Origin of the sequence: Peptostreptococcus porci, assembly GCF_009695815.1 — a bacterium.
GTDB classification, from domain to species: domain Bacteria; phylum Bacillota; class Clostridia; order Peptostreptococcales; family Peptostreptococcaceae; genus Peptostreptococcus; species Peptostreptococcus porci.
Genome location: NZ_VUNE01000001.1, coordinates 347,984 through 374,667 on the forward strand (window position 1 = coordinate 347,984; position 26,684 = coordinate 374,667).

25 protein-coding genes are annotated in these 26,684 nt (G+C 32.5%); all 25 read left to right on the forward strand.

All coding sequences use genetic code 11. The features are described from left to right. Positions 1–42: 42 nt before the first annotated feature. Positions 43–780 carry an MATE family efflux transporter gene (locus FYJ71_RS01500; protein ID WP_154537046.1) on the forward strand — a complete coding sequence of 246 codons (738 nt, stop codon included), beginning with the start codon at positions 43–45 and terminating at the stop codon, positions 778–780. Further along, positions 768–1,298: an MATE family efflux transporter gene (locus FYJ71_RS01505; protein WP_154537047.1), complete on the forward strand. Its 531-nt coding sequence runs from the start codon at positions 768–770 to the stop codon at positions 1,296–1,298. The genes FYJ71_RS01500 and FYJ71_RS01505 overlap by 13 nt, the downstream gene beginning before the upstream one ends. A gap of 165 nt (positions 1,299–1,463) precedes the next feature. After that, entirely contained in the window at positions 1,464–2,426 is a 963-nt protein-coding gene (locus FYJ71_RS01510) for a glycine betaine ABC transporter substrate-binding protein (protein WP_154537048.1), read from the forward strand. A 108-nt stretch (positions 2,427–2,534) separates the two neighbouring features. Then, positions 2,535–3,710 carry an ABC transporter permease gene (locus tag FYJ71_RS01515; protein WP_154537049.1) on the forward strand — a complete coding sequence of 392 codons (1,176 nt, stop codon included), beginning with the start codon at positions 2,535–2,537 and terminating at the stop codon, positions 3,708–3,710. Then, positions 3,707–4,651, forward strand: coding sequence for an ABC transporter ATP-binding protein (locus FYJ71_RS01520; protein ID WP_154537050.1), 945 nt, complete (start codon positions 3,707–3,709; stop codon positions 4,649–4,651). The genes FYJ71_RS01515 and FYJ71_RS01520 overlap by 4 nt, the downstream gene beginning before the upstream one ends. A gap of 10 nt (positions 4,652–4,661) precedes the next feature. Further along, on the forward strand, positions 4,662–5,411 hold the full coding sequence (locus FYJ71_RS01525; RefSeq protein ID WP_154537051.1) for an ABC transporter permease: 750 nt from the start codon (positions 4,662–4,664) through the stop codon (positions 5,409–5,411). A gap of 14 nt (positions 5,412–5,425) precedes the next feature. Next, on the forward strand, positions 5,426–6,265 hold the full coding sequence (locus FYJ71_RS01530; RefSeq protein WP_154537052.1) for a DUF169 domain-containing protein: 840 nt from the start codon (positions 5,426–5,428) through the stop codon (positions 6,263–6,265). Between the two features lie 133 nt (positions 6,266–6,398). After that, positions 6,399–7,454 (forward strand): uroporphyrinogen decarboxylase family protein, encoded by a 1,056-nt coding sequence (locus FYJ71_RS01535; protein ID WP_154537053.1) that lies wholly within the window; start codon positions 6,399–6,401, stop codon positions 7,452–7,454. A gap of 225 nt (positions 7,455–7,679) precedes the next feature. Next, on the forward strand, positions 7,680–8,021 hold the full coding sequence (locus FYJ71_RS01540; protein WP_154537054.1) for a PadR family transcriptional regulator: 342 nt from the start codon (positions 7,680–7,682) through the stop codon (positions 8,019–8,021). Continuing rightward, positions 7,996–8,547: a DUF2812 domain-containing protein gene (locus FYJ71_RS01545; protein ID WP_154537055.1), complete on the forward strand. Its 552-nt coding sequence runs from the start codon at positions 7,996–7,998 to the stop codon at positions 8,545–8,547. Before FYJ71_RS01540 ends, FYJ71_RS01545 begins: the two co-directional genes overlap by 26 nt. Before the next feature lie 222 nt (positions 8,548–8,769). Next, positions 8,770–8,976, forward strand: a complete 207-nt coding sequence (locus tag FYJ71_RS01550) for a hypothetical protein (RefSeq protein ID WP_154537056.1) — start codon at positions 8,770–8,772, stop codon at positions 8,974–8,976. A 23-nt stretch (positions 8,977–8,999) separates the two neighbouring features. Beyond that, positions 9,000–9,983 carry an ABC transporter substrate-binding protein gene (locus FYJ71_RS01555; RefSeq protein ID WP_154537057.1) on the forward strand — a complete coding sequence of 328 codons (984 nt, stop codon included), beginning with the start codon at positions 9,000–9,002 and terminating at the stop codon, positions 9,981–9,983. Positions 9,984–10,065: 82 nt separating this feature from the next. After that, positions 10,066–11,091, forward strand: a complete 1,026-nt coding sequence (locus tag FYJ71_RS01560; protein ID WP_154537058.1) for a FecCD family ABC transporter permease — start codon at positions 10,066–10,068, stop codon at positions 11,089–11,091. Then, positions 11,088–11,867, forward strand: a complete 780-nt coding sequence (locus FYJ71_RS01565; protein ID WP_328597735.1) for an ABC transporter ATP-binding protein — start codon at positions 11,088–11,090, stop codon at positions 11,865–11,867. Before FYJ71_RS01560 ends, FYJ71_RS01565 begins: the two co-directional genes overlap by 4 nt. A 60-nt stretch (positions 11,868–11,927) precedes the next feature. Beyond that, positions 11,928–13,724, forward strand: coding sequence for an ABC transporter ATP-binding protein (locus FYJ71_RS01570; RefSeq protein ID WP_154537059.1), 1,797 nt, complete (start codon positions 11,928–11,930; stop codon positions 13,722–13,724). 1 nt (position 13,725) lies between these two features. Beyond that, positions 13,726–15,477: an ABC transporter ATP-binding protein gene (locus tag FYJ71_RS01575; protein ID WP_154537060.1), complete on the forward strand. Its 1,752-nt coding sequence runs from the start codon at positions 13,726–13,728 to the stop codon at positions 15,475–15,477. 130 nt (positions 15,478–15,607) lie between these two features. Next, on the forward strand, positions 15,608–18,268 hold the full coding sequence (locus FYJ71_RS01580) for a cell wall-binding repeat-containing protein (protein WP_154537061.1): 2,661 nt from the start codon (positions 15,608–15,610) through the stop codon (positions 18,266–18,268). Positions 18,269–18,458: 190 nt separating this feature from the next. After that, complete coding sequence (locus FYJ71_RS01585; protein WP_154537062.1) at positions 18,459–19,151, forward strand: response regulator transcription factor; 693 nt, start codon at positions 18,459–18,461, stop codon at positions 19,149–19,151. A gap of 36 nt (positions 19,152–19,187) precedes the next feature. Beyond that, complete coding sequence (locus tag FYJ71_RS01590; RefSeq protein ID WP_207707209.1) at positions 19,188–20,615, forward strand: sensor histidine kinase; 1,428 nt, start codon at positions 19,188–19,190, stop codon at positions 20,613–20,615. Positions 20,616–20,828: 213 nt separating this feature from the next. Continuing rightward, on the forward strand, positions 20,829–21,290 hold the full coding sequence (locus FYJ71_RS01595; RefSeq protein WP_195836876.1) for a hypothetical protein: 462 nt from the start codon (positions 20,829–20,831) through the stop codon (positions 21,288–21,290). A 368-nt stretch (positions 21,291–21,658) separates the two neighbouring features. Beyond that, complete coding sequence (locus tag FYJ71_RS01600; RefSeq protein WP_154537065.1) at positions 21,659–22,198, forward strand: glutathione peroxidase; 540 nt, start codon at positions 21,659–21,661, stop codon at positions 22,196–22,198. Positions 22,199–22,217: 19 nt separating this feature from the next. Further along, positions 22,218–22,658 carry a MarR family winged helix-turn-helix transcriptional regulator gene (locus FYJ71_RS01605; RefSeq protein ID WP_154537066.1) on the forward strand — a complete coding sequence of 147 codons (441 nt, stop codon included), beginning with the start codon at positions 22,218–22,220 and terminating at the stop codon, positions 22,656–22,658. Between the two features lie 118 nt (positions 22,659–22,776). Further along, on the forward strand, positions 22,777–23,751 hold the full coding sequence (locus tag FYJ71_RS01610) for a papain-like cysteine protease family protein (RefSeq protein WP_154537067.1): 975 nt from the start codon (positions 22,777–22,779) through the stop codon (positions 23,749–23,751). A 273-nt stretch (positions 23,752–24,024) separates the two neighbouring features. Further along, the gene (locus FYJ71_RS01615) at positions 24,025–25,074 is read left to right on the forward strand and encodes a YeiH family protein (protein WP_235899042.1); all 1,050 of its coding nucleotides are present in this window, start codon (positions 24,025–24,027) and stop codon (positions 25,072–25,074) included. A 295-nt stretch (positions 25,075–25,369) separates the two neighbouring features. After that, positions 25,370–26,215 (forward strand): pirin family protein, encoded by an 846-nt coding sequence (locus FYJ71_RS01620; RefSeq protein WP_154537068.1) that lies wholly within the window; start codon positions 25,370–25,372, stop codon positions 26,213–26,215. Positions 26,216–26,684: the final 469 nt, after the last annotated feature.

Sequence of the window (26,684 nt, forward strand, 5' to 3'; positions counted from 1 at the left end):
CCAATTGATCTGGGCTTACGCTTTTTTTATGGAGGAGTATTTATGAATGAGTTAGGTACAGAAAAAATAGGAAAATTAATAAAAAAATTTGCAGTACCATGCGTTATAAGTATGATTGTGGCTGCATTGTACAATATTGTTGACCAAATATTTATTGGTTGGAGTAGTGCCGGTGCAAATGGCAATGCTGCTACAAATGTTGTATATCCATTTACAGTAGTCGCACTGGCGATTTCACTGTTGATTGGTGATGGGGCTGCAGCTAATTTTAGTTTGTCATGTGGTGCAAATGAAAGTAATAGTGCGAATAAAAGTATTGGTAATGGATTAGTATTGTTGATAATAATATCAGTATTGTTATCAGCTATTGGATTTGTTTTATGTGATAAAATACTTGTTTTGTTTGGGGGAAATAAGGCAGAGAAAATAATGTGGGGTTATGCACAGTCATACTATTTAATTATTTGTACTGGACTTCCTTTTTACATGATAGGACAAGGGCTTAATGCTTCAATAAGGTCGGACGGGGCACCAAAATATGCGATGTTTTCAACCTTAATTGGTGCGATTATTAATATTGTATTGGATCCGATATTTATATTTGTTTTTGATATGGGAGTCAGAGGAGCAGCAATTGCAACAATAATTGGTCAAATATTTACATTTTTGATATCAATAGTTTATTTGAAAATAGGTAAAAACTTTGTATTATCAAAAGAAAGTTTATTTATTAATGGGAAAACAGTAAAAAAAATAATTTATCTTGGTTGGCTTCACTAATCACTCAATTGGCAATAGTTGTTATTATTACGGTGGCAAATAATCTTGTATTAAAATATGGCTATAATACATACTCATCTACAGGAGAGGTCTTTGGTGTTGTGACACCTCTTGCTATTATAGGTATATGTATGAAAGTTTTTGGCATTGTTATTTCAATTGTGATAGGTGTTTCATTAGGAGGTCAGCCAATTATCGGATATAACATGGGTGCAGGAAATGTCGATAGAGTAAAGGAAACGTGCAGAAAAATATTGTTCACAAATTGTTTGATTTCGCTTATGGCTTTCATTATATTGGAACTATTTCCAGATATGATAATTGATACTTTTGCAGTCTATGGGATCAAGCACGAAATCAGTGTTATTGGCATTATCAAGAGATGTAATTTTCTTTGTTCCAGCAATAATTATATTAGCAAGAATTTCAAAAAGTGTGGTTGTGATGCTATGGAGCTCAGTTATTGCCGATATACTATCATGTATCGTGGCTTTTATATTATTATATATGGAATTTAATCATGCAAATAGTAAGTAACTTATATAGATTATTTCTATATTCAATATAGTTAATAATAGAAATAAATTATAATTGCGATTACTTGTTTTAATTACATTGTATCAAGTATATTGTTATGCTATAATTCGATTATGTAACTAAAATTATAGTGGGAGGTTATTATTGTGAAGAGTAAATTTATTACTTTGTCTATGTGTGTATTACTGATGGGGGTTACCTTGGTTGGCTGTGGTTCAAAAAAACAAGAAAGCTCTACTAAGGAGATAAAAAACGAAGGAGATCCTATAGTAATAGCATCTATGACGGATGAAGAAAGTCAAATCTATGGCGAATTGATGAAACAGGTGTTGGAGGCAAACAATTATGCTGTTGATGCAAGTGGTGTTGGAACATATAATAACTCAACATTACCTCGTCAATCATTGATGCAAAAGCAAGTAGATATAGTTCAAGATTATACAGGAAGAGGAATGATGTTTATTAAGGATGTTGATCCAAAATTATACCAAACAGATTTGGAGACAGCATTTAACACTACAAAGGAAGCTGATGCAAAGAACGGCTTGGTATGGATGTGTTATTCCCCTTACAATAACTCAGATGGAATATGTGTTAAGAGAGAATGGGCAGAAAAGAATAATATAAAAGATTTCAACGATTTTGCAAAATATATAAACAATGGTGGAGAGATGAAAATTGCCATTGCTACGGAAAATAGCTATGTAGCCACTGCGCCTACTTGTATTCCTGGATGGGAAAAAACTTATGGGTTTAAATTGAAGGAAGATCAAGTTATCGTCGGTACAAGTGATCCTCAAACTATGGTGTCAAAGGGGACAGATGGCATTATCGCTAGTAACTGCTATACAACAGGTGGTGCATTAGAGGCTTTGGATTTATACGTAATAAAAGATCCAAAATATGTTTCGCCTATATACAGCCCTTCAGCAGTCTGTACTGATGAAATATTGAAAAAATATCCGGAAATAAAAGAGATATTGACTCCAGTATTCAACGCAATCGATGAAAACACAATTAGAGATATGAATAAAAGATTGACTGCCGATGGGGAAAATGCTGCTGATATAGCATCAAAATTCCTTAAGGAAAAAGGATTTGTCAAATAATAATGTTGGTTTATATTGGCTCCGTTTATATTAAAGAAGGTATTAACGGAGTCAAATTTGTATTAAATATGAATTAAATAAAACTTTGTGAATTATTTGGAGGTAGTGATGAAAAAGAAATATGATATTGCTGCAATCACATTGGTTATTTTTATGATAGAACTACTGTCTATAAATAACTTTATGTTTAAGGCAGTATCAAGAATCGGAGCAAAAGAATTACTTTCGGCAAAGGATTCTCTTGGTGGAAATTATTATATTTTACTAGGGTGTACAATTTTACTATTAGCAATAGTGATCGTAAAGAAATCGAATGAAAAACTTAATTTCATAGCAGGTATTGTCTCAAGTATTTGTTTTGGTTTGACGGTGTTGTTTTCGGGTCTATCCGTCAACTATATAGATATGCCGAATGCCGGTGGAAGAATATCAATGAGTGTTGGTTGTTATCTGTATTTGCTTTTGGTGTATTTAGTGCAATCTAAGTGTAATGAGAATGTAAAAGAATCTTGGAAAAGATTTATAGTTTTTGCAATAGGTTTTTTAATTGCAGCCGTATCAATAGTTTCTGGAAAGCTAGATGGATTATCGGTGATGAAGGAGTTTTCAACATACAAAAATGAGTTCCAAATGTATTTTATCAATCATATTGGTATGTCTTTTAAAGTTGTATTATCAGGTGTCATATTTGGAATACCTTTGGGGTGGATAGTTTTCAAATATGGCAAGGCAAGAAAAATTATTACTACAATTTTAAATACAATTGAGTCAATTCCGTCACTAGCCTTATTAAGTATTATGATGTTGCCCTTATCCTTATTGAGCAACAGCTTTCCAATACTTAAAGAGTATGGAATCGCAGGGGTAGGTGCAACTCCAGTTTTCTGTGCATTATTTTTATACTCGCTGTTTTATATCGTCAATAGTATGTATGGAGCATTGAGAACTGTTGATAAACAATATGTTGATGTTGCAAAAGGCATGGGGATGACAAATTTACAGACATTTTTCAAGATTGAACTGCCGATAATAATGCCAGTGATAGTATCTGGTATTAGAGTTTCGCTGACAGGTACAATTTTGGGTGTGACAATAGGATCTTATATTGGGTTTGGTGGTCTTGGAAAATTCATCCTTCAAGGTTTAAATGGGTTTGCAATCGATATTGTGATGTTGGGAACTTTACCAGTAATGGGAATGGTGTTGTTTTTTGATTTCACTTTTAAAATGATAGTTGTATTAATAGATAATTATAGAAAAATTAAGGGAAGAATAAGGACATGATTACATTAAAAAATGTTACTAAAAAATTTGGAAATAAAACAGTGGTGGATGATTTGTCGCTAGAAATAAATTCCGGAGAGTTATGTGTTTTTGTGGGAGAATCAGGATGTGGAAAATCTACTACCTTGAAGATGATAAATAGATTAATCGATATTGATGCTGGAAGTATAGAAATAAACCAAAAAAATATTTATGATTACGATCCTGTTGAACTTAGAAGAAGTATTGGATATGTTGTTCAGAATACAGGCTTATTTCCACATATGAATGTTAGAGAAAATATTTCAATTGTTCCTAATTTATTAAAATGGAGTGACGATAAGACTTTGGCAAGAGTAAAGGAGTTAATTTCATTGGTGGGTTTGGATGTAAATTCATATATCAACAAGTATCCATCAGAATTATCTGGTGGAGAGGCACAGAGAATTGGTGTTGCGAGAGCTCTTGCAGCTGATCCAGAAATAATACTTATGGATGAGCCCTTTGGTGCTGTCGACCCTTTGAATAGGAGTATTTTGCAAAATGAGTTTTTGAAAATACAAAAACAGCTCAAAAAAACTGTTATTTTTGTCACTCACGATATAGACGAAGCAATAAAGATGGGTGATAAAATTGCGATTATGTCGAAGGGGAAACTAGAAGGCTTTGAAAAAACTGAGTCGATTCTGATGTCGGAAAATAAGTTTGTACAATCTTTTTTAGGAAGAGAAGTATATATTAAACTATTGAGCAGGTTTAACGTTAAATCTATTGTAAAAAAGAGTGCAGGCAGTGAAATTGACAAAAATATTCGATTTAAAATTGGTGCAGACGAAAGCTTAAGAGATGCACTTTCTATTATGATAGAGAATAGTATTGATGAGATAGGTGTTGTTGAAAATAGTACAATTATAGGAACTGTAGGTCTGTATGATATTGTGAATATGTTTAAGAAAGGATAGTTATGTAGATATGGAAAGGAAAAAAATTGATGGCCATATTATAGCTATAATAATTTTACTCATTTCTCTAATTACCTTTGTTTTTGGTTTTCAGTATATTGAAGAATGGGTGTATGAGATTTGGCCATATGAGATTGGAAATGTTGCAAAATATAGTCTTCCAAAGCTTACTTTACAATTTATACAAATAGCAGGTGTGTCCTGTTTATTGTCTGCTTTCATTGGAGTGGGGCTTGGTGTGATATGTTTTACAAAATATGGTGAATCTTTCAGATTGGTTATAGAGAAACTATCTATGATAAGTCAAACTATACCAACTATGGCTGTACTTATGTTTGGGATCATCGCATTTGGGCTTGGCATGAAGGCTGCGATTTTTGCTCTGTTATTGCAATCGTTATTGCCGATTGTTTTTTCCACTATAGCTGGGCTGAATAATGTTTCTGATACATATTTAGAGGTTGGAAAGGGTCTTGGAATGAATGCTATGCAAATACTATTTAGAGTACAATTTCCACTGGCAATTCCTGTAATTATATCAGGATTAAGAACGGCTCTGATTATTTGTATAGGTGCTGCAACGTTGGCGTTTAGTACTGGAGCCGGCGGACTCGGTTTATTGATTCAAACAGGGTGCTCTACATATAACACTGTCTATATTTTTGAAGGTACCGTTCCAATCTGTCTGATAGCTATAATGATGGATCAGATATTGAGAAAGGTTGAAAAGCACTCATACAAAACAACGATAAATGAGTGATTCAGGAGAATGTGATGAAGAAAAAGGTATTAGAAATTCAAACATTTATTGAGCTTGAAAAGGATAGAAAAATAGTTGGTGTAGATTTTATTCAAACAAGGAATGAATACGAAGATTGTGATTTGGATGAAGCAACTCATCAGATGTTTTTTTGTATGATGGTAAAGGCTGCGACAATAGGTCATGGAATGAAGGTAACAAAGAAACATATTTATTGTTCAGCAGCATCTGAGGTTTTAGGATTTTCAATGCCAAATGAGGACGTTAAATCCGGAAGACGACAATATGAAAGAAATATGTATTGTTCGGAAAAAATCGCTCAATACGTTGCGGAGGGTACACCATATTTGAATCATTCGGTATATGGTATGGTTATTCAGCCATTGGAAAAATATGAGAAGCTTCCAGATGTGGTTATGATATTTTGTAAGCCGTATACAGCTATGAGAATAATTCAGAGCTATACCTACTATTTTGGCTATGCAAAAAATATTATTTTCTCAGGTATGGGTGGTGTATGCTCAGAGTTGATGGCAAGAAGCTATAAAAATCAGGATATAAATGTATCCTTTTTATGCTCTGGTACAAGATTTGCATCAGAATGGAGAGATTGTGAGGTTGGAATTGCCTTTCCTGGAAAAATGCTTGATGCAATTTTGGATGGATTAAGAAACACTTTGAATACATTTGAACCAGATGATAAAAAGCAGTATATAGATTTAAGAGCAAAGGAGAACGATGTTGAAGTCGTTCTCGATTTTGGAAATAATTATCATGAATCTAGTATTGGAGTTGCAAAGCTAGGTGTAAAAGGCTATCGAAGAAAAAAGACTCTAAGGAAAAAAGATTTTTAGCAAAAGCTATTCAGAAAATTAAGGATAAAATATCTAAAAAAGTAAAAAATATCTGGAAAAAATAAAAATTTGGAAAAATAATAACAGAATATCTAAAAAAATAATGATGAATTAAAGGGTTGAGATAATAATTATGGAAAATTTGGATTCGAGAGAAAGGATGAAGCTTTTTTATAGTGGGGAAAAAATAGATAGAATTCCGATGCTTTCATGTGCAACAATGTATTCTGGCTATAGAAAAGGACTTTCATCAAGCGAGTTTTATTTTGATGTGAAAAAATCGTATCATTCTCAGAAAGAAATAATTGAAGAGAATGGTTATGATGATTTACCATGTTTTGATTTACCAAGTGGAGAAATGTTAGATTTTGGAGGAGAAATGATTATTAGCAGTGGTGAAAGAGTATCCTTGCCACTGGTAAAAAAATATGCAATAGAATCGATTGAGGATGCTTGGAATTTTCAATTGCCACCGATGAGCGAGAGAAAATTTACAAAACTGAATATTGAGTTTTTGAAGTATGCTCAAAAGCAAGGACAATTTGGTGTATCCATTTGTGCAGGATCGCCATTTACAATGGTAGGCTCTATGGTCAAAACAGACCTGCTGTTGAGGTGGGTAATAAAAGAGAAAGAAGCAGTTCATCATTTATTGGAGATTGCCAAAAGGTATTTGTTAGAAACTGCTGATTTATATATCAAGGAGTTTGGAATAGAGAGATGTTCCGTTTCTTCCAACTATCCATTTGAATCAAATGGACTTATTTCGCCTAAAATATTTGAGAGATTTGCATATCCATCAATGATGGAGATTCATGAGGAGCTAAGGTCAAGGGGGCTTAAAAATTTTGGAATTCATCTTTGTGGGAATCATAGCAAAAATCTTGAATTTTTCAAAGATCTTAATTTACCACAAAGAAGCTTTATTTCATCAGATGAAGCAAATTCACTAAAGCTGGTATCAGAAACACTGGGAAAATATCATATATATGGAGGGAATGTATCTACAAATTTATTGGTAAATGGAAGTGCAAAGCAGGTATACCAGCAGTCAAGAGAAATCATTCGAGATATGAAATATAATGAAGGCGGATTTGCTTTGATGCCATCATGTGATTTGCCAATTAACACCAAACCGGAGAATTTGGATGCAATGAAGAAATCAGTTTATGATTTTGGGAGATATTGACAACTATATAAACTTTAATCAAGACGATAAACGTATAATTTATTGTCTTTTTTAGTTTATAGAAGCAGATTAGAAAATACTAGATGAGATGTTCCAAGCAAAGCTATGAAAGCTATGAATTGATAGCTACGATTTTCATAAAATACTTGACAAAATATATCGAGCTACGATATAATTTTATATATCGAAATACGATGTATCGAATTAGGATATAGGAGAATGGTTATGGATTTAAAGCTAAAAAGAATATATATTCCAATGTCTGAAACGGCGTTTTATATTTTGTTTTGTCTGCAAAGTCCTCAACATGGTTACGGTATTGGCAATGCTGTAAAGGAAATGACTAGTAACGAAGTCGTTATAAGTCCTGGCACAATGTATGGAACACTTTCGAAAATGGAGAAGGACGGCTTAATAATGTTGATAAACGAGGTAGAAAAAAGAAAAATATATGAAATTACAGATCTGGGAAGAGAAATATTGGATATAGAACTGAGAAGAATAAAGAGATTGTACAAAAATAGTATTGGAGATGATTATCATGGCGAAAACAATCACAAAGTTTAGAATATTTACAATAGCAGACTATATAGAGGAACAGAAATGGCTAGAAGAACAACATAAAAAAGGATGGAAGCTGGTAAAATTTATTCCACCATTCTTGTTTAAATTTGAAGAATGTGAACCTGATAATTTTTACTATCAGCTTGACTTCAAGAATGAAAAAGCTTCTAGCGACTATATAGGAATTTTTAATGATTATGGTTGGGAGTATTGTGGTTCTTGTTTTGGATGGAATTATTTTAGAAAGCCAGAAAAGCTAGTGGAAAATGAAAGTGAAAAAGAGATCTTTTCAGACAATGAATCAAGGCTTGATATGATTAGTCATATATACAAAACCAGAATGATTCCGTTATTAGTAGTGTTTTTGACAATTATTATACCGAATGTTGTGAGAGGTATTAATAATCATAGTGGAGCTGTACGTAATGCGTTATACTATATGTTTCTAGTATTATTCATAGTCTATGTTATGATTATAGGGTATTGCGGAAGAAAGTTGAATAAAATAAAAAATGATAATAAAAAATAATTGAGAATAACTATTGATTAATAAATGCAAATGATATATAATATGCTTGAGCAGAGTTAATTAATTCTGTTTTGTTCATTGATATGTGTCGATGATTAATTCTTTTATTTGGTGATCACTTAAGAAAAAATTATTGTATTTATGTAACAGTAGTTTATAAGTACCAACGGTAGATTTATTGCTGTTGGTGCTTATTTTTTTTAAAACTTATTTAATAGGGGAATGGTGATATGTAATGTATACTTTGATTTAACGAGAGAATCAATAGGAATACCAGTTGTGAGAGTTCTGATGACATCGCCGGTACAGACACTAGCATCTCCATTGACTGTAGTTAGTCAGAGAACGATTTCTTTCCAAAATACTATGGGGTATTCCGAACAAAAGGTTGAGTACGAAGATTTGTATATGGGAATTTATCCACACTAATAATTGTAAGTAGGAGTGAAGATATGAATAGTAAGAAATTTTTAAAAGTTTTTGTCATTATGATAGCATTGATTGTAAGCTTGGTAGGATGCTCAAAAAAAGAGAGCGAGAGTAATGAAAATAGTAATGCGGGTGAAGTGGTAATAAAAAATTATGGTATTACTACTAAATATGATAAGGCACCTGAGAGAGTAATTCCTCTTAGTTATGATGCTGCGCAAATTTTGGTCGCATTGGGACTTGAAAATAAAATTGTTGGCGTTGCTACTGCAGAGGGAAGCTATAAAGATTGCCTTCAAAAATATCAAGAAAAGCTATCTAAGCTCGATATAATAGTTGAAGGTACGCCAAATTTTGAAACTTTATTGTCAAAACAACCTGACTTTGTATATGCAACTGTGTATACTTTCGGTAAACATGGTGTTGCACCAGTTGAAGATTTTCAACGTGAGAAAATCAACTTTTATTGTATTAATGGAACATATTCCAAAGAGCCATCAATATCAGATATTTATACGGATATAAACGACCTTGGGAAAATTTTCAGAAAAGAAAGTGAAGCGAAAAAAATAGTAGACGAACTAAAAGAGCGAGAAAATTCGTTGAGGAATAAGATCAAAAAAAGTGATATAAAAGTAATGGCTTTTGATAGTGGGGATAAAACTGTAATGACAAGTGGGAAAGGTATTGAGAACGAAATCATAAGTTTGGCAGGAGGAAAAAATGTTTTTTCTGATTTGCAAAACTCGTTTGAGGAGGTAAGCTGGGAAGAGGTAGCAAAGAGAAATCCTGATATTATTCTCGTACATAGTTATGACCAAGGAGAAACAGCAGGAACAGTAGAAGAAAAGATAAAAAAATTGAAAAGTAATCCTGCATTGGAGAATGTTACAGCAATAAAAAATAATAACTTTGTAGTGGTAAAATTAGTGGAAGTTTTCCCAGGATTGCAGGTTTTTGATGCAGCTGAAAGATTAAACGAGAAAATAATTCAGCTTGAAAAATAAGTTTGCATATTAATGAAAAAATATATTTGAGTGATACTGGATATTTTGACCAGTATCATTCAAATTGAGAAGAGGTGTTTTCTTGAAAAAGTATAAAAAAATATGTATTGTTCTGTTTATACTAATTTTAATATCAATACCATTGTCAACTTTTCTAGGTTCCGCAAATATAACTTTTAGTCAAGTAATTGATGTCTACAAATATCATCTACCATTTGCAAACGCTTCGTTGGAGGATATGGGATTAAATAGTATTATTTGGAATATTAGGCTACCGAGGACGATTGTAGCTGTTATTGTCGGAAGTGGATTGGCGATGACTGGTTGCATAATGCAGGCATTGACGGGGAATATTATGGCAGAACCTTATACTCTCGGAATACAATCTGGTGCGGGTATGTTTGCCGCTTTTTCTATCGCTTTTTTTGATTCTGTGTCGCCGATAGGAATTATTGGAACAAACACTATGGCATTTTTGGGGGCAATGCTCGTGATGCTTTCTGTGTATACTATATCCTCAAGGAGCAAATCGTTTTCAAGATCAAATTTAATCTTGGTGGGTATTTCGATTTCGATGCTATGTAGTGCGATAACACAATTAATAATAGCATTTGCCCCTGATAATTCCAAGGTTAGAGGTATTGTATTTTGGATGATGGGAGGATTAGGAGGTATTCATTGGGAAGACATTCCATTTTCTCTAATAGTTTGCTTGACGGGGTTTGCTATATCATTCTTTTTGTCGGAACAATTAAATATTATTTCGATGGGAAAAGAAACAGCTATAATACTTGGAGTCAAAATAAATAGGTTGAATAAAATACTACTATTGTTGGTTTCTATTATTGTTGGAGCACTGGTATCGATAAGTGGTAGCGTAGGCTTTGTGGGACTTATTATACCTCATTTGGCAAGGAGATTTATTGGGGCTAATCATAAAGAGCTTATTCCTGTATCGACCCTATTAGGAGGTCTATTTTTGGTTTGGGCGGACACAACGTCAAGGATTATTGTAGCTCCAAAAGATCTTCCAATTGGCGTGTTAACTTCATTAATAGGCGTTCCATTTTTCCTTTTCATTATGAAAAAAAGAGGTCAGGTGATGTGAAATTGAATAAAGTAAGAATAAATGATTTGACATTTTCCATCGGTAGTAAGGTTATATGTGATGGTATTACTGTAAATTTTAAAAGAGATTCTTTTACGGGTATCATAGGTCCAAATGGTAGTGGTAAAAGTACATTATTAAAGCAAATATATAGAGTCATTGAACCTAATCAAGGAAAAATATTCATAGACGACTGCAACATCAGAGATTTTGATTCGAAAAAATTAGCAAAGATAATGGCTGTTTTACCACAGGAGAATCAAAGTGATTTTGACTACACTGTTGGAGATATTGTTTTGATGGGGAGATTTCCTTATCATAGCATTTTTGGCAGTGGTTGTCCGCATGAAGAAGATAATTTGATTATGAAAGAATATTTAGATTTGGTCGGCTTAAAAGACAGAGAGCATCGGTTCTTTAAGACTTTATCAGGAGGTGAAAAGCAAAGAGTGCTGTTGGCAAGGGCACTGGCTCAAAAAAGTAATTTGATAGTACTTGACGAGGTAACTAATCATTTAGATATTGGGTACCAGTATAAGATATTGGAAATCCTGAGAAAATTGGGTTTAACTATTATTGCGGCTATACACGATCTAAATCTCGCAATGAAGTTTTGTGATGAAATAATTTTGATCGATGGTGGAAAGGTTATTGATACAGGAAAGCCAAGAGATGTGATTACAGAGACAGTTTTAAGAGACATATTTAGGGTTAATGCAAGAATTGTTGAGGATGGTGATACGACAGTAATTGATTATATTAGCTCATATTATTAAAGATTGAATGGTAGTTTAGTATTGGCAGTTTTTTACTAGATTTTGAAGGGAGTAGTTTGAATGTTCATTAACAAAGCATTGATTTCATTTGCAAAGGGATCTGAAAATAAAATTTTGAAATCAGTATTATCACAGTTATTGATAACGTTTTTGGCTTCATTGAATGCTCTGTGCATGAGTATTCTTATAAATAGAGCAATAGGCAATAAATACATGCTCTCACAAAATATATTAATTGTTTTGTTCGTAATTATATCTGTACTTTTGATGTCAAGAGTGTTGAGTAAAATAAATATTAAGCTGGTCACAAGTGCAGGAGTAAGTATAAAAGACAATGTTAGAACAAAAATCATACAGAAGCTTTTTTTGTTGGGACCGGGCTATTCATCCAATATAAGGACAGGAGCTTTGACTTCAATTTTTACAACAAGGGTTGAGTGGCTTATGAACTATTATACAAAGTACATGCCAGTGGTTCTAAGTGCAGTAATAAATTCGATATTTTTTATTGTATTTTTGACATATATTGATTTTTATGTTGGGATGACAGCATTTATATCTGTCTTGATGATGCTGTTTATACCTATGCTGTTTTTTGGAATTATGAAAGAAAAAGGTGAAAAAGAGTGGGATAGACATGCAAAATATTATAGTGAATGCTTAGATGGCATTCAAGGGATGATAAATTTAAAGTCATTTAATGCTGACAAAAAATATGTAAATGATATTAAGGAATATGGTGAAGAATATAGAAAGTCAATTATGGAACATCTTAGAATTACTATTATTGAAGGCACATTTTCGGAATTTTTTGTCAGAGTTGGAACTGCACTGACAATAGCAATATTGGGTTGGAGATGTGTCTATGGTTTTGTGGAAAAAGAGTTGTTAATCATGGCTTTTTTCTCTGTAGGTGCGACTTTCTCACCTATGTTGTCGCTAATTAACGCATGGCATTTGGGATTTCAAGGCGTATCCGGTTCATATTCGATTGATGAGTTTTTGAAGATAGAGAGCAAGGATATAATGGTTAATAGATTTATATCTAAAAATCTAATGCAACGGGATGAACTTGAAAAGTATATGGATTTAGATGATGATGTAGAAAAAATACAGAGTTTAAGAAATAGTGAGCACCATATTTCATTTGATGATGTATGCTTTAAGTATTTGGGAGAAAGTGAGAATGCAGTAGAAAACATATCGATTGATATTGAAAAAGGAAAGATAGTGGCAATAGTAGGACCATCAGGAGCCGGAAAATCAACACTAGCTGGATTACTTATAGGCTTTTATAGACCAAGCAGTGGATCAATAAGGCTTGGAAACAAAGTGTTAGAAAATGATACAGCTGAATTTTTTGTCGAAAACATATCTGCTGTTTGGCAAAATAATCATCTGTTCTCAGGAACTATTTACGATAATATAAGAATAGGGAGATGGAATGCAACGCAGGAAGAAATTCATGATGTTGCAAGAAAAGCCATGATCCACGATATTATTATGTCGTTGCCGGATAAGTACGACACAAACATTAGTGAACTAGGTGGTAAATTTTCGACAGGAGAGAGACAGCGTATAGCCATAGCACGTGCATTTTTGAAAGATACATCAGTTTTGATTTTTGATGAAGCTACATCTTCTATAGATAGAGAAAATGAGATGTATATTCAAAAAGCATTTGAAAATTTAAAAGGAGATAGAGCTATTTTCATTATAGCTCATAGACTTTCAACCATAAAAATGGCTGATGAGATATGTTATATAGAAAATGGAAAAATCATAAATAGGGGAAGTCATAAAGAGTTGTTGGCTAACTCCGCTTCATATAGGAGGTTGTTGGGAGGTATAGACTAGTATGGGACGATTAAAGTATGTTTTTTTACTTTCTGAGTATATTAATAATTACAAGGCAAAGATGTTTTTTTGTATTGTAATTCATAGCTTGTATAAAATGATGCCAATTTGTCTCGGATTTGAAACGGCATTTATTATTTCAACAGCCTTTAGTGGAAATCTACACTATCCAGAACGACATTTTTTCATAGTTTTGGGTATGATTATTTCAACGGCATTGCTAAATTATTTAGATATTTTGGTCTCACACGATGTTGCGTATAAAATATTAACTGAATTGAGAAATTTGTCATATGAAAAAATGGCACAAATATCACCAGCGGGTTTGGATGGTGAAAAGAGTGGGAATATAATGTCTATTGTTTTGGAAGACATAGAGATTTTGGAATGGTTTTATGCTCATTCCATCATTCAAATTTTTGTGGCAATTATTTTGCCAACATTGGCACTGGTGATAATGAGCTATTTTTCTGGATATATTTCTGTTTTACTACTTTTATTCATTCTTCTAATGGTTTCTATTCCATATATGTCAAGGAAAAGATCTGACAATCAGGGAATAAAGATACAATCTAAATTAGGCAGTTTGAATGCAATAATAATCGATGGAATACAGGGAATAAAGGATATTGTGACATTTCAATGGCAAAAAGAATATTTTAGAAGAATGTATGAGAGTAATGACGATTATAATTTATCATTTTATGAATATTCAAAGCGATCTTCCAGCGAAGTTGCAACTATTAATCTCTTAATCGGAATTTCGTCGGTAGCATCCACTTTAATAATCATTTATTTTTCACATATTGGAAAATATTCATCTCAGTGGATATTACCATTAATATCTCTTTCAACATTAATCTATGCCCCATTGCAGGAAACTTTGTCAATGAGCAGTAATTATGGTAGAATTTTCGGTGCAGCAAATAGAGTTTTTGATTTTCTTCAAACTCAGCCTATCGTAAGCGATGACGGAAAAATAAAATGTAATTGTGTCGCAGATACCTTTAAGAATAAGATTTTATTTGATAATGTCTTTTTTAGCTATGAGGATAAAGCTTCTGGTAAAAAAAATGATGTTTTGAAAGGTATGTCATTCGAGGTAAAGGAGGGTGAAACTGTAGTTCTCGTAGGGAGTTCTGGGTGTGGTAAAACGACGTGTAGCAAACTTTTGCAACGATTTTGGGATGTTGAAAAGGGCGGTATTTATATTAATAATATCAATATCAAGGATATAGATTTGTCAGAGCTGAGAAAGCTTATAACAGTTATTCCTCAAGACGTATATCTTTTTAATAGAAGCATCAAGGATAATTTAAGGCTAGCAAATAAAAATGCCTCAGACGATGATATAATAACAGCTTTAAAAAACGCAAATGCGATTGATTTTGTTGATAACTTAAAATTCGGAGTAGAAACCTTTGTAGGAGAGAGAGGGATGAGACTTTCCGGTGGGGAAAAGCAGAGGTTATCAATAGCACAGGCTTTTTTAAAAGATTCTTTGATTCTGGTAATGGATGAAGTGACAGCAAATCTGGATTATAACAATGAAAATATTATTAATCAATCACTAGAAAAATTAAAGAGAAATAAGATTACATTGATGATTGCTCATAGGCTATCCACAATAAAAACTGCAGATAGAATCGTATATATAAAGGACGGGATATGTGCAGCTGAGGGCTCATTTTGTGAGCTAATGGAAAATAATGAAGATTTTAGAGCGTTAATTGGCGATGTAAATAACAGTTAAAATTACAATAAAAATCTCCTAAAAAAATTAAATCAAAAAAAAGAATTATTTGCTATTGATAATTAATATCAAAAGGTATATAATAATAGTGTAATTATAGATTACGAGAAAAATTAATAGGGGGTTTTATATGAAAAAAGGATTGAGTTTATTTGTTGCAGGTGCTATTGTAGCCAGTGGAGCGGGTTCATATATTCCTGCCTCATATGCTGACGGCGATAATATTTCTAGGGTAAGTGGAAGCGATAGGTATGAAACGTGCGTGGAAATTTGTAGAAAATCATTTGATAAATCGAATTTGGCAATAATTACTTCAGGAGAAAATTATCCAGATGCCTTGTCAAGTGGTTCTCTTGCAGCAAAATATAATGCACCTCTTTTGTTGGTTAAGAGGGATGAAATACCAAAAAAAGTGTCTGATGAGCTAAAAAGGCTAGGAGTAAAAGACATAAAAATTGTCGGCGGAAAAAATACAATAAGTGATTCTCTACTTGATGAATTAAAAAAGGATTACAAAGTTGATAGAGTGAGTGGGCTTGATAGATTTGAAACCTCTATTGAGGCTGCAAAGCTTAGTGAATCGGTTGGAAAAAGTAAAGGAAATATTTTTGTAAATGGTAATAATTTCTCAGATGCTTTGGTTTCGACGGCGATAGCATCTAAGAAAAATATGAATGTGATTTTGACTGATGGAAAATCTCTTCCAAATTCATATAAATCTGTTCTAGGGAATATCGACAAAAGCAACAGTCTTGCAATCGGAGGAAAACGTTCTATAGATATTTCGGGGGTGGATATTGAACAAATTGGTGGTGTAGATAGGTACGATACATCAAAAAAAGTTGCCGAGAAGTTTTTTGGTGAAGAAAAGAAGGCTATAGTTGCTAGTGGCGAGGAATACGTCGATTCACTTTCTTCTGTAAATCTTGCAAAGAAAGAAGGTATACCAGTTCTTTTGAGTGAGAAGGGTAGATTAAATAGCAGCTTGGAATCAGTTGTTCGTAATAATAAAATTAGCTCAATTTATGTCATAGGTGGAGAAAAAACCTTACAGAATACTGTATTTAATAAACTAAGAGAATTGTTGGTGGAAAATGGAAAATCTACAACTAAGACTGTTTTAACTCCTATAGTAACAAAGCCAGATAAAGAAAAGAATGGTGGTAATGTATTAAATCCGAATAAAGATAAGGATAAGAAAAAGGATGATGCAGTAAATCCAGATAAAGACAAAGATAAGAAAAAGGATAATGCAGTAAATCCAGATAAAGACAAGGATAAGAAAAAGGATGATGTAGTAAAGCCAGATAAAGATAAGGATAAGAAAAAGGATGATGCAGTAAAGCCGGATAAAGACAAGGATAAGAAAAAAGATGATGCAGTAAAGCCGGATAAAGACAAGGATAAGAAAAAAGATGATACAGTAAATCCAGATAAAGACAAGGACAAGAAAAAAATATATAAAGATGGTGTATGGAAAGGCTTGGGCGGTGGTTTTCACAACAGTAAACCGGAGCGAAAAATGGAAGTAGAAATCACCATAAGTAATAACAAGATAGTAGATTTCAAATTGCTAAAATTTGGCGATGACGAAGGTTTTAAACCTGGATATAGTTTGTTTGAGCAGAGATACATTGGCAAGATAAAAGAGGATGTAGGCATAATACCAGACTTAATCGATAGCTTAACAAAGGCTTTGAAAAAAGAGCCGGCAAAATTTACTGATGTAAATACGGGTGCCACATATTCAAATAGAGGCGTTGTATATGCGATACAGGATGCATTAAAACAAGCTGAAATAGCAGCATCTGGTGGTAAAGTAGAGCTAGATATTAAAGACTTAGTTTTCACGAAGAGACCAGCGAGTGCTGCAGTATATTTTGGTGAAAACTTTACTATGAAAGATTTTGAAATAATGATTAGACATTGGGATCCAAAAAAAGATAATATTTTGGTCAAAATGGAAGATCTGGAAAAACATGGCATTGAAATCAATATAAAAGAAGGCGAACTGATAAAAAGAGGAAATATAGATATTGATGAAAATGGATTTTTCACATTAGTCTTTAAGCATAAAAACTCAGGAAAATCTGTAGGTGCAACTTTCCAAGCCCAGAAAAAACATGTATACAAAAAAGAATTTAAAGAATTGATTTTGACTCTAACTGATGGAAAAGAAATAAAAGTAGAGGGCAAAAGAGACAAATTCTCATATGTTGCGAATCTTGAAAGTGATCAAAAACCAGAAGTTAAGTCTGTAAAGATAATTGATTCAGAGGGGAAAGAGGTAAAGATAAAAAGTTTCAAGTTTGCGAATAGAATCTGCTATATTGAAATCGATAATCCAAGAACAGAGGGTGAATTGACTATTGATAGGGACTTTAACTATGATTATTACAATATCGAAGTTAAGGGTGGCAAGATTGATGAAAACCCAAATAAGGACAATAAGGAAAATGGTCAAGGCGATAACAGTGGGGAAAATAAGGGCGAAAATGAAACTGATAACCCAGATGACGAAGGAGAATATCACAATGAAAATGATATCGATGACTTGGGCGATGAAGAAGATGAAGAAGAGTACCACAATGAGAATGACATAGATGATATTGGCGAAGAAGAGTTGGAGGATGATTCTGAAGCCGGATCTTCAGTTGTGGATAAAACTGGTAACTCTGATGCTAACAGTTCATCAAACACTGGCAATAAAGCCGAAAATATCATTGAAAAGATGTCAAAGCCTTTGGAATTAAGAATAAATGATATTGTCAATGCATTTGCAAACAAATAAAAATGATAGCTATTAAAGCAACATAAATATAGTTTGTTTTATGAATTTTATACCGTAGGCGGTGGTCCTACGGTATTTTTTTGAGCAAAATAAACGACCACATGATATAATGTTAGTAATCATTAAAAAAAGAATAATTACAAGCTACTATTGCGAACTATAGAATATGTGGGAGAGTTAAGGGGGAGTTATGAGAGATAGAGGACTTATTTATGTTGCAGATGACGAATTAGAAATTAGAGAGCTTTTGAAGCGTTTTTTGGAGGAGGCAGGTCATAAAGTCTCAGTGTTCGAGAATGGAGAACTGTTACTTGAGGCTTTTGAAAGACAGCCAGCGGATTTGGTTATTTTGGATGTGATGATGCCGGGTAAAAATGGATATGAGATATGTCATATCTTGCGACAGAATTCGCTAGTTCCCATAGTTTTTTTGACTGCAAAGGATAATGATGCAGATTTTATCATGGGGTACACTTCTGGATGTGATGATTATTTTACCAAGCCATTTTCTCCAATAAAGCTGATGATGAGAGTTGGAGCAATATTGAAGAGACAAAAACTGGAATCAGAGCAGTATAGTAGAGAAAGTATACTGAAATTTGAAGATTTGGAAATGGATGTTTTAGGCAAAAAATGTACTATCTTGGGAAGTAATGTAAAATTGACCAAGACGGAGTGGGATTTGCTATTATATTTATTGGAGAGAAAAGAGCAGGCTGTTTCAAGAGAGGAATTATTGAATTCAATTTGGGGATATAGCGTAGAGGTCGAGACAAGAGTTACAGATGATACTGTAAAAAGGCTTAGAAAAAAGATTTCTCAGAGTAAAAGTATCAAAATAGATACTGTCTGGGGATTTGGTTTTAGGCTTTCCAAAATTTAGAAATGGTGGTGAGTAGATTTGTTTTTTGAAACTAAGATGTCTGCTATTAAAAACAAAAAATCAATCATTAAAACTATGACTAGAAATTTGATTGCGAGTCTGTTTATTATTTCAATTTTAAGCTCGGTGGGAATCAATATAGTTATGAATAACTATATTGATAAAATTGCCCAAAAATCTCTTGAATATGAGTTAGAAAACACATATTATTCTGATTCAGTAGATGATACCGTCAATAGAGATGATAAAAGTCTAAGATTGCCCACGAATATTTTTATCACAGATGAAAGTGGGAAAAAAATAGTATACTCCTCAAACAGTCTATTTGATAAGGAAAACAAAAAGGTTAAGCTATTAAATGAGAAATTATCTAAGGAAGATTTTTCTGACGGAAAAACAAAAACTGTTGAAATAAATGGTGAGAGCTATTTTGTTGAGATGAGAAGCTATAGTGGTTTTTTTGACATTGATAAAATTGTAGAGACGAGACGTGACTCAGATGTAAAAAGTGAAAAAAATTCAAAGAAATATCGTGTTTTTGCTTATGTAAACATAACAGAGGCTAAAAAACCTTTTATCGACTTGAGCCTGTGGTTTTTGGGAATTTTCGGAATTACAGTATTATTAGCAGGCTTTTTTAATTTTTTTGAGCAAAAGAAATTTTCAAAGGATTTAGTAGAAACTCAAAATTACTTAAAAAGTATTGGTAGCAAAAAGTCGAATATGAAAAAGCCTGAATCTAGTTACGAGGAGTTTGAAGAGATTTGTACGGTTGCAGATTTGGTAAATGATCGTCTTTTGAGGAAGGAAAAAATACAACAAGAATTTTTTCAAAACGCATCGCATCAGCTAAGAACTCCGCTGATGTCGATTCAGGGATATAGAGAGGGCTATGAGTCGGGTGTTATACCAAAAGCTGAAGCTCTCGATGTCATAAGAATGCAGACTGAAAAAATGTCTAAGCTCGTAGAAGAAATACTATATATATCAAGATTTGAAGAGCGTGAACTCGATCTGTCAAAAGTCGATTTATCACAATTACTGTTACAATCCTGTGATTTTAATAGACCGGTTGATAGAAACATTGAGGTAAAATTTGATTTGGAAGAAAAAATTATTGCTGAGGTTGATGAAAAATCTATAGAAAAGGTATTTGATAATTTGTTCTCCAATGCATTTAGGCATTGTTGTCAAAAGGTAATTGTAAAAATATATACAGTTAAAAAAAGTATCTCGGCTTGCTCTGAGGTAGTAATTCAAATTTCGAATGATGGTAGGCTTATTGATGAGAGAGATTTACCTCATATTTTTGATAGATTTTATAAGGGTTATGGGGGTAATACTGGATTGGGATTGTCTATAGCCAAAGATATTCTAAAAAAACACTATGGTAGTATCACAGTGGAAGTTGATTCTGAATTAAATAAATTTACAATTATTTTGCCGCAGTTTTGCCACAAATAAAGGTTTTTTGCCACTTTTTTTAGGAGATTTTAACTCGGATATTTTGTTAAAATGATTACAGGTAATAAAATACCTATGAAATAAATTTAGTATGATAAAACACGAGATTTGTGAAGTGTTTTTAGTCATCCTAAATCATTTTACGACTGAGTTGGGTAAAAATTGAATGTTGGATGATTATTTTGAAAACTTGAAGAAAAGGAGTGAGGGATTATGAAATTTATGAAAAGGAAAACAGTTAAGGCAATGTTATTGGCAGGATTGGTTTTTGGAAGTGCTGGATTGGCAGGTTTGACACAAGCTTCTGCGGCGGTTAAAAATGAATCGAAACCTCAAAATTCTAGTATTGAAAGTAGTATTAATTCTCTAAAAGGATTGACAAAAGATGAAAAGGCACAGTTATTAAAAACAGAGCTGGAATTAGAAAGTACTTGGAACGAGATAAGCAAGATATCAAAGAAGATAGATGAAATAAATATGAAAATTTTTGGTAGTGAAGATAGAATGGCATCTTTGTCAGATGATGAGTATGACAAACTAGAAAAAAAGGCGTCAGATCAGACTGCTAAATTGAGAGATAAGTTAGATAAACTGTACGAAATAGTAGATAAAGCTTATGCAAAAGATGAAGCGATACTGAAAAAATTGGACAGAGAAGAAGGTATCAAGTATTAAGTCGAAAAGCTAGGTTTATCTATAGATGTATGGTAAGAGTGATATATCATTATATGCAAATTGAAAACAAGATTGAAATAAAGTGGTCTAACCATTGCCTGAATTAGAAATTAGATATTTATATTAACACCTTGTAAGCGTGAGTTATTTTCAAGTATATTGATGAAGATACTGTGCGAATTGCAAGGTGTTTTTATGGAAAAGGAGTTGACATATTATATATAATTGCATATAATTAAATTGTGTACAATATAATTGCGTATTGTTGCATTGATATATTAAGGTTAAATATTAACATCTGTAAGAAAAATTTGGAATATTTTAGGAAGAGAATTTTTTATTAGGAGAAGCGAAAGGAGAGGAATGTTATGAATATTTACGATTTTAAGGTTAAATCTCAAAGCGGTGAAATGGTCGATTTGAGTGAGTACAAAGGGAAGGTATTACTAGTAGTTAATACTGCAACTGGATGTGGTTTTACCCCGCAATATAAAGATCTTCAAGCTATATATGATGAATTAAATTCGTCTGGATTTGAGATCCTAGATTTTCCTTGTAATCAATTTAGAGATCAAGCACCAGGAACAGATGAAGAAATACATAGCTTTTGTACATTGAATTACGGTACGACTTTCCCACAATTTTCAAAGGTTGATGTAAATGGAGAAAATGCGGATCCTCTGTTTAAATGGATCACAGAAAATACAAAATTTGCAGGATTTTCAGGCCCTATGAAGCTACCAATGTCTGCAATGGCGAAAAAAGCTGATAAAGATTACAAGAATAATGGAAATATAAAATGGAATTTCACCAAGATTTTGATTGACAGAAATGGGAATATTGTTGAAAGATTCGAACCGACAACATCTGTGAAAAAAGTAAAGGAATCGATCCATAAAATATTATAAATGTAATTGAGGTGGAAATTTGAAAGATAAATTTGATGTATTAAAATTAGAAAATCAGATATGTTTTCCAATCTACGCTTGTTCGAAGGAGATTATAAAAAAATACAGACCATTGTTAAGAGAACTTGATTTGACGTATACACAATATCTAGTGATGCTGATTATGTGGGAATATAAATCGATGAAAATAAAAGAGCTTGGTGAAAAGTTACTTTTGGATTCTGGAACAATAACTCCAGTAGTTAAAAGCTTGGAAAAAAAGGGTTTTGTAGAGAAAAGACGATCTGATGAAGATGAGAGAATAGTTGAGGTTTCGGTAACTGAATTAGGATGGATCACAAGAGAAAAAGCTGTTGAAATTCCTTCAAAACTAATTGAATGTATTGGACTTGATGAAAAAGAAGGTATTCAGCTTTATTCTCTGATAAGAAAGCTATTATTAAAACTTCAGGAAAAGTAGTGTAGAAACGTATTCAGAATTAATAATAAAAATAAATATCTCTTTATTATAAAAATATTGACTATTAATTAGAAATATAGTATCATTAATCTAATTTATTTAAGGAGGTAAACATGAATTGAACAAAAAATTTTCAAAAACTTTATTAGGTGTATGCTTAATAGCAGCTACGTTAACTTTACAAGGTTGCACAAATCAAGGAACAAAGGATGCTAAAAAGGAAGATTCCTCAGCAAAAAATGCAAGCACTCAGTTGACAGGAAAGGATTACGATCCAGAGTCAGGTGCTGATGGATATGCTAATGCTGGCGATAACAAGGAATCGAGATACTACAAAAATCCTGATTTTTACAATTTAAAGAATGATGATACCCTTACTATCATCGAAAATTTCAAGACTATGCAGCAGACAACAGAGTGGTCTTGTGGTAATGTTACAGCACTTATGGTTTTAGAAAACATGAAATTAAACAGTGATAAGCTTACAGAAATGGATATTGCAAAATCAATGAAATCTTCAACAGACTTAGACAAGCCAAACTCGCTACCTGGTAGTGCTGACAATTTTGGCGAATATGGAACAGATGTAAAGCAGATGTATGAGTTTTTCAGCGGAATAAAAGGTGTTAAAATTGTTGAATCGAGTTACATAAAAGATCCAAAACCGGAACAGCTTTACTCTGATAAGGACAATGTTCCAAAGTCTGATGTTGGGAATACAAAGAGAACCTTTGAAAGCACAAGCTTGTATTCAAGTGAAAATAAGGCGGATACCGACAAATGGGTTGATGATGCGAAGGATTCTTACTTTGTAAAATGGTTGACAGGACATTTGAAAAAAGGTAGACCTGTAATGGTCGAATGGGCTGATTGGAATGGTCATTGGCAAGCTATCATTGGCTATGATAATAATGGAACTCCTAGTATTGGTGATGACACTCTTATTTTTGCAGATCCTTACGATACGAGTGATCACTCTCAAGACGGATACTATGTATACCCATTAGAAAGATGGTTTTATATGTGGCATGACAGAAGTGTTGCAGTCAAGCCTATGCAGCTTCAATCATACATAGTAATCGAAAAACAGTAATTATTGATTGTATTATAATAAAAGTATATTGAGATAATAAAATGTTATTAAAACAATAAAGTAAAAAAATTGGAAATAGATAGAATAAAAAATTAGTTTAAAAATAATAATTTAATGAAAAATGAAGACCTCTGCTATCAATAGATTTAAATTGATAGTAGAGGTTTTTTTGATATTGCTTTTATTTATTGAGAAAATGTATTACAATAATAATAGAATATGATGTTTAAAAGCGTGAAATATCATAGTTTTATTGGGGGAGGAGATTTAATTTTGGAATTATTTACAGAAAAAAACTGGATTGGTAAACATATCAAGGGATTGATTCTTTGTCTGGCAATTGCAGTTCCAAGTGATTTTTTGGGTCATAAGTTTCCAATTGTCGGTGGTGCTGTCATCGCCATTGTTTTTGGAATGATTATCGGGATGGTAATTAGTGATAAGTCAGCTTTTGAAGCTGGAATCAAATTTACTTCGAAAAAAATACTTCAGTATGCTGTTATTCTATTGGGATTTGGAATGAATCTAGGAATAGTAATGCAGACAGGTAAGCAATCACTACCGATTATTTTGACGACGATATCAACGTCACTCATTATCGCATTTTTATTATATAAGTTTGGAAATATGCCGGCGAATATTTCGACGCTGATAGGTGTAGGCTCTTCAATTTGTGGTGGTTCGGCAATTGCTGCAACTGCACCAGTTATTGATGCCAACGATGATGAAGTTGCTCAAGCTATTTCGGTTATCTTTTTTTTCAATGTGTTAGCCGCAATTCTATTTCCAACACTGGGTGGAATGCTTGGTTTTTCGACAACTTCTGGGGATGCGTTCGGTATATTTGCAGGAACCGCTGTCAATGATACATCATCTGTAACTGCAGCAGCATCAACTTGGGATACACTTTACAATTTGGGTAGTCAAACACTTGATAAAGCTGTGACAGTAAAGCTCACAAGAACTCTGGCGATTATTCCAATCACATTATTTTTGGCTTTTATCAGAGCTAAAAAGGAAAATAGATCGTCAGGAAAAAGTGTTAGTATTAAATCGATTTTTCCATTTTTTATATTATACTTTATACTTGCAAGTTTAATAACCACAATATGCTCATATTTTGGTGTAGATAGCTCTTTTTTTGAACCATTGAAAAAATTATCGAAATTTTTTATTGTTATGGCGATGTCTGCTATTGGATTAAACACAAACATTGTGAAGCTGATAAAAAATGGAGGGAAGCCACTTTTACTAGGTTTATCTTGCTGGCTAGGAATTACAATAGTTACTCTTGCTGTCCAACATCTATTAGGAATATGGTAATTGAATAATACGATTGATTTTAAGTTCTTTAAAATTGTTAATATTTATAAATAATGTTTGAAGATAAGTTTAGTGGATATATATTTAATATACATCTAACTAGATATATTTATAAAAGCAATGTAAAATTATGGCGATACTGTATGGGAATATGTTAGCCGTAAAGAATTATTAAAAACAGAAAATAAAGTAAATAAAGTAAATAAAGTAAATAAAGTAAATAAAGTAAATAAAGTAAATAAAGAACAACATTATTTATATGACAATAAAAGAAAGGATTTTAAAGGTGATTGTTATGGAAAGAAAAATTAAGGCGAAGGTTACTGGTTTCAGAGCTGTTGATGGGGCAGGCGTGAGTCTGGTAAGAGTTTTGGGAAATGAAACGGCAAAGATGTTTGATCCGATTTTAATGCTGGATTCTTTTGATAGTACGAATCCAAGTGATTATATAGCTGGTTTTCCAATGCATCCACACAGAGGTATAGAGACAGTTAGTTATCTTTACAAGGGGAAGATGATTCATAAAGATACTTTGGGAAATGTGGATTCGATTGGAGATGGTGAGGTTCAATGGATGAATTCTGGCTCCGGTATTGAGCATGAAGAACAAGTCCCAGCATCTGAAAGGCTTTTGGGAGTTCAATTGTGGTTAAATCTACCTCAGGCAGATAAAATGAGTCAACCTACTTATACAAAGATTAAGAGAGAGGATATCAAAGAGATAGAATTTGATGGTGGTTTTTTAAGGCTATTGTCGGGAAGCTACAAAGGTGTTCAAGGTCATAAGGGTGAGCACTTGCCACTTGATTATTATGATATTCATTTAAATGAAAATACGGAATTTGTGATAGAAACCGAAGCCGATGATTCAGTAATGGTGTTTACACTTATTGGAGATGCTTACGTGTCAGGTCAATTGATAAAAGAGAAAACCGCTGTTAAGCTTACCGATGGTGACAGATTAACCTTGAAAAGCACTGACAATCCATCTCAGATTTTGTTTATAAGTTCAAAAGCTTTAAACGAGGAAATTTCATGGGCTGGTCCAATTGTTATGAATACAAAAAAAGAAATTCAAGAAGCATTTTCTGATTTAAGGAACAAGACCTTTATTCGAGATGCAATAAATTTTAAAAAATAAATATATTTCGATAATATAATAATATATTATTAATATTAATAGAATTATAAACACTCGCACTGTTAATTATTAAAAATTATGGTATTTGCGAGTGTTTTTTATGATTTTATATAATACAAATCAAAAAAATATTAAATAATGTATTTTTGTTAATAAAAGTATGTAAATTTTAATATTTTAACAAAAAATACACTATAAATATACTATTCTCTAAATTGGCTTTAAAAAATAAATTGACAGTAAAGATTATATATAGTAGAATATATCTGGGTAAACGTTTATTAAATATCAATTAAGAGAGGGGTTAATTGTATGGAAAAAATTAAAAAAATTTTGTTTTTATCTTTAATGTCATTTTTGTTGGAATCAGCTCCAAGGACTAAATCAAGCTTAAAGCGAAGTATAAGAGGGTCGTTAACAGAGTATCCCACATATATTTAGAGCATTTATTAAAAATGAATCTACAGAT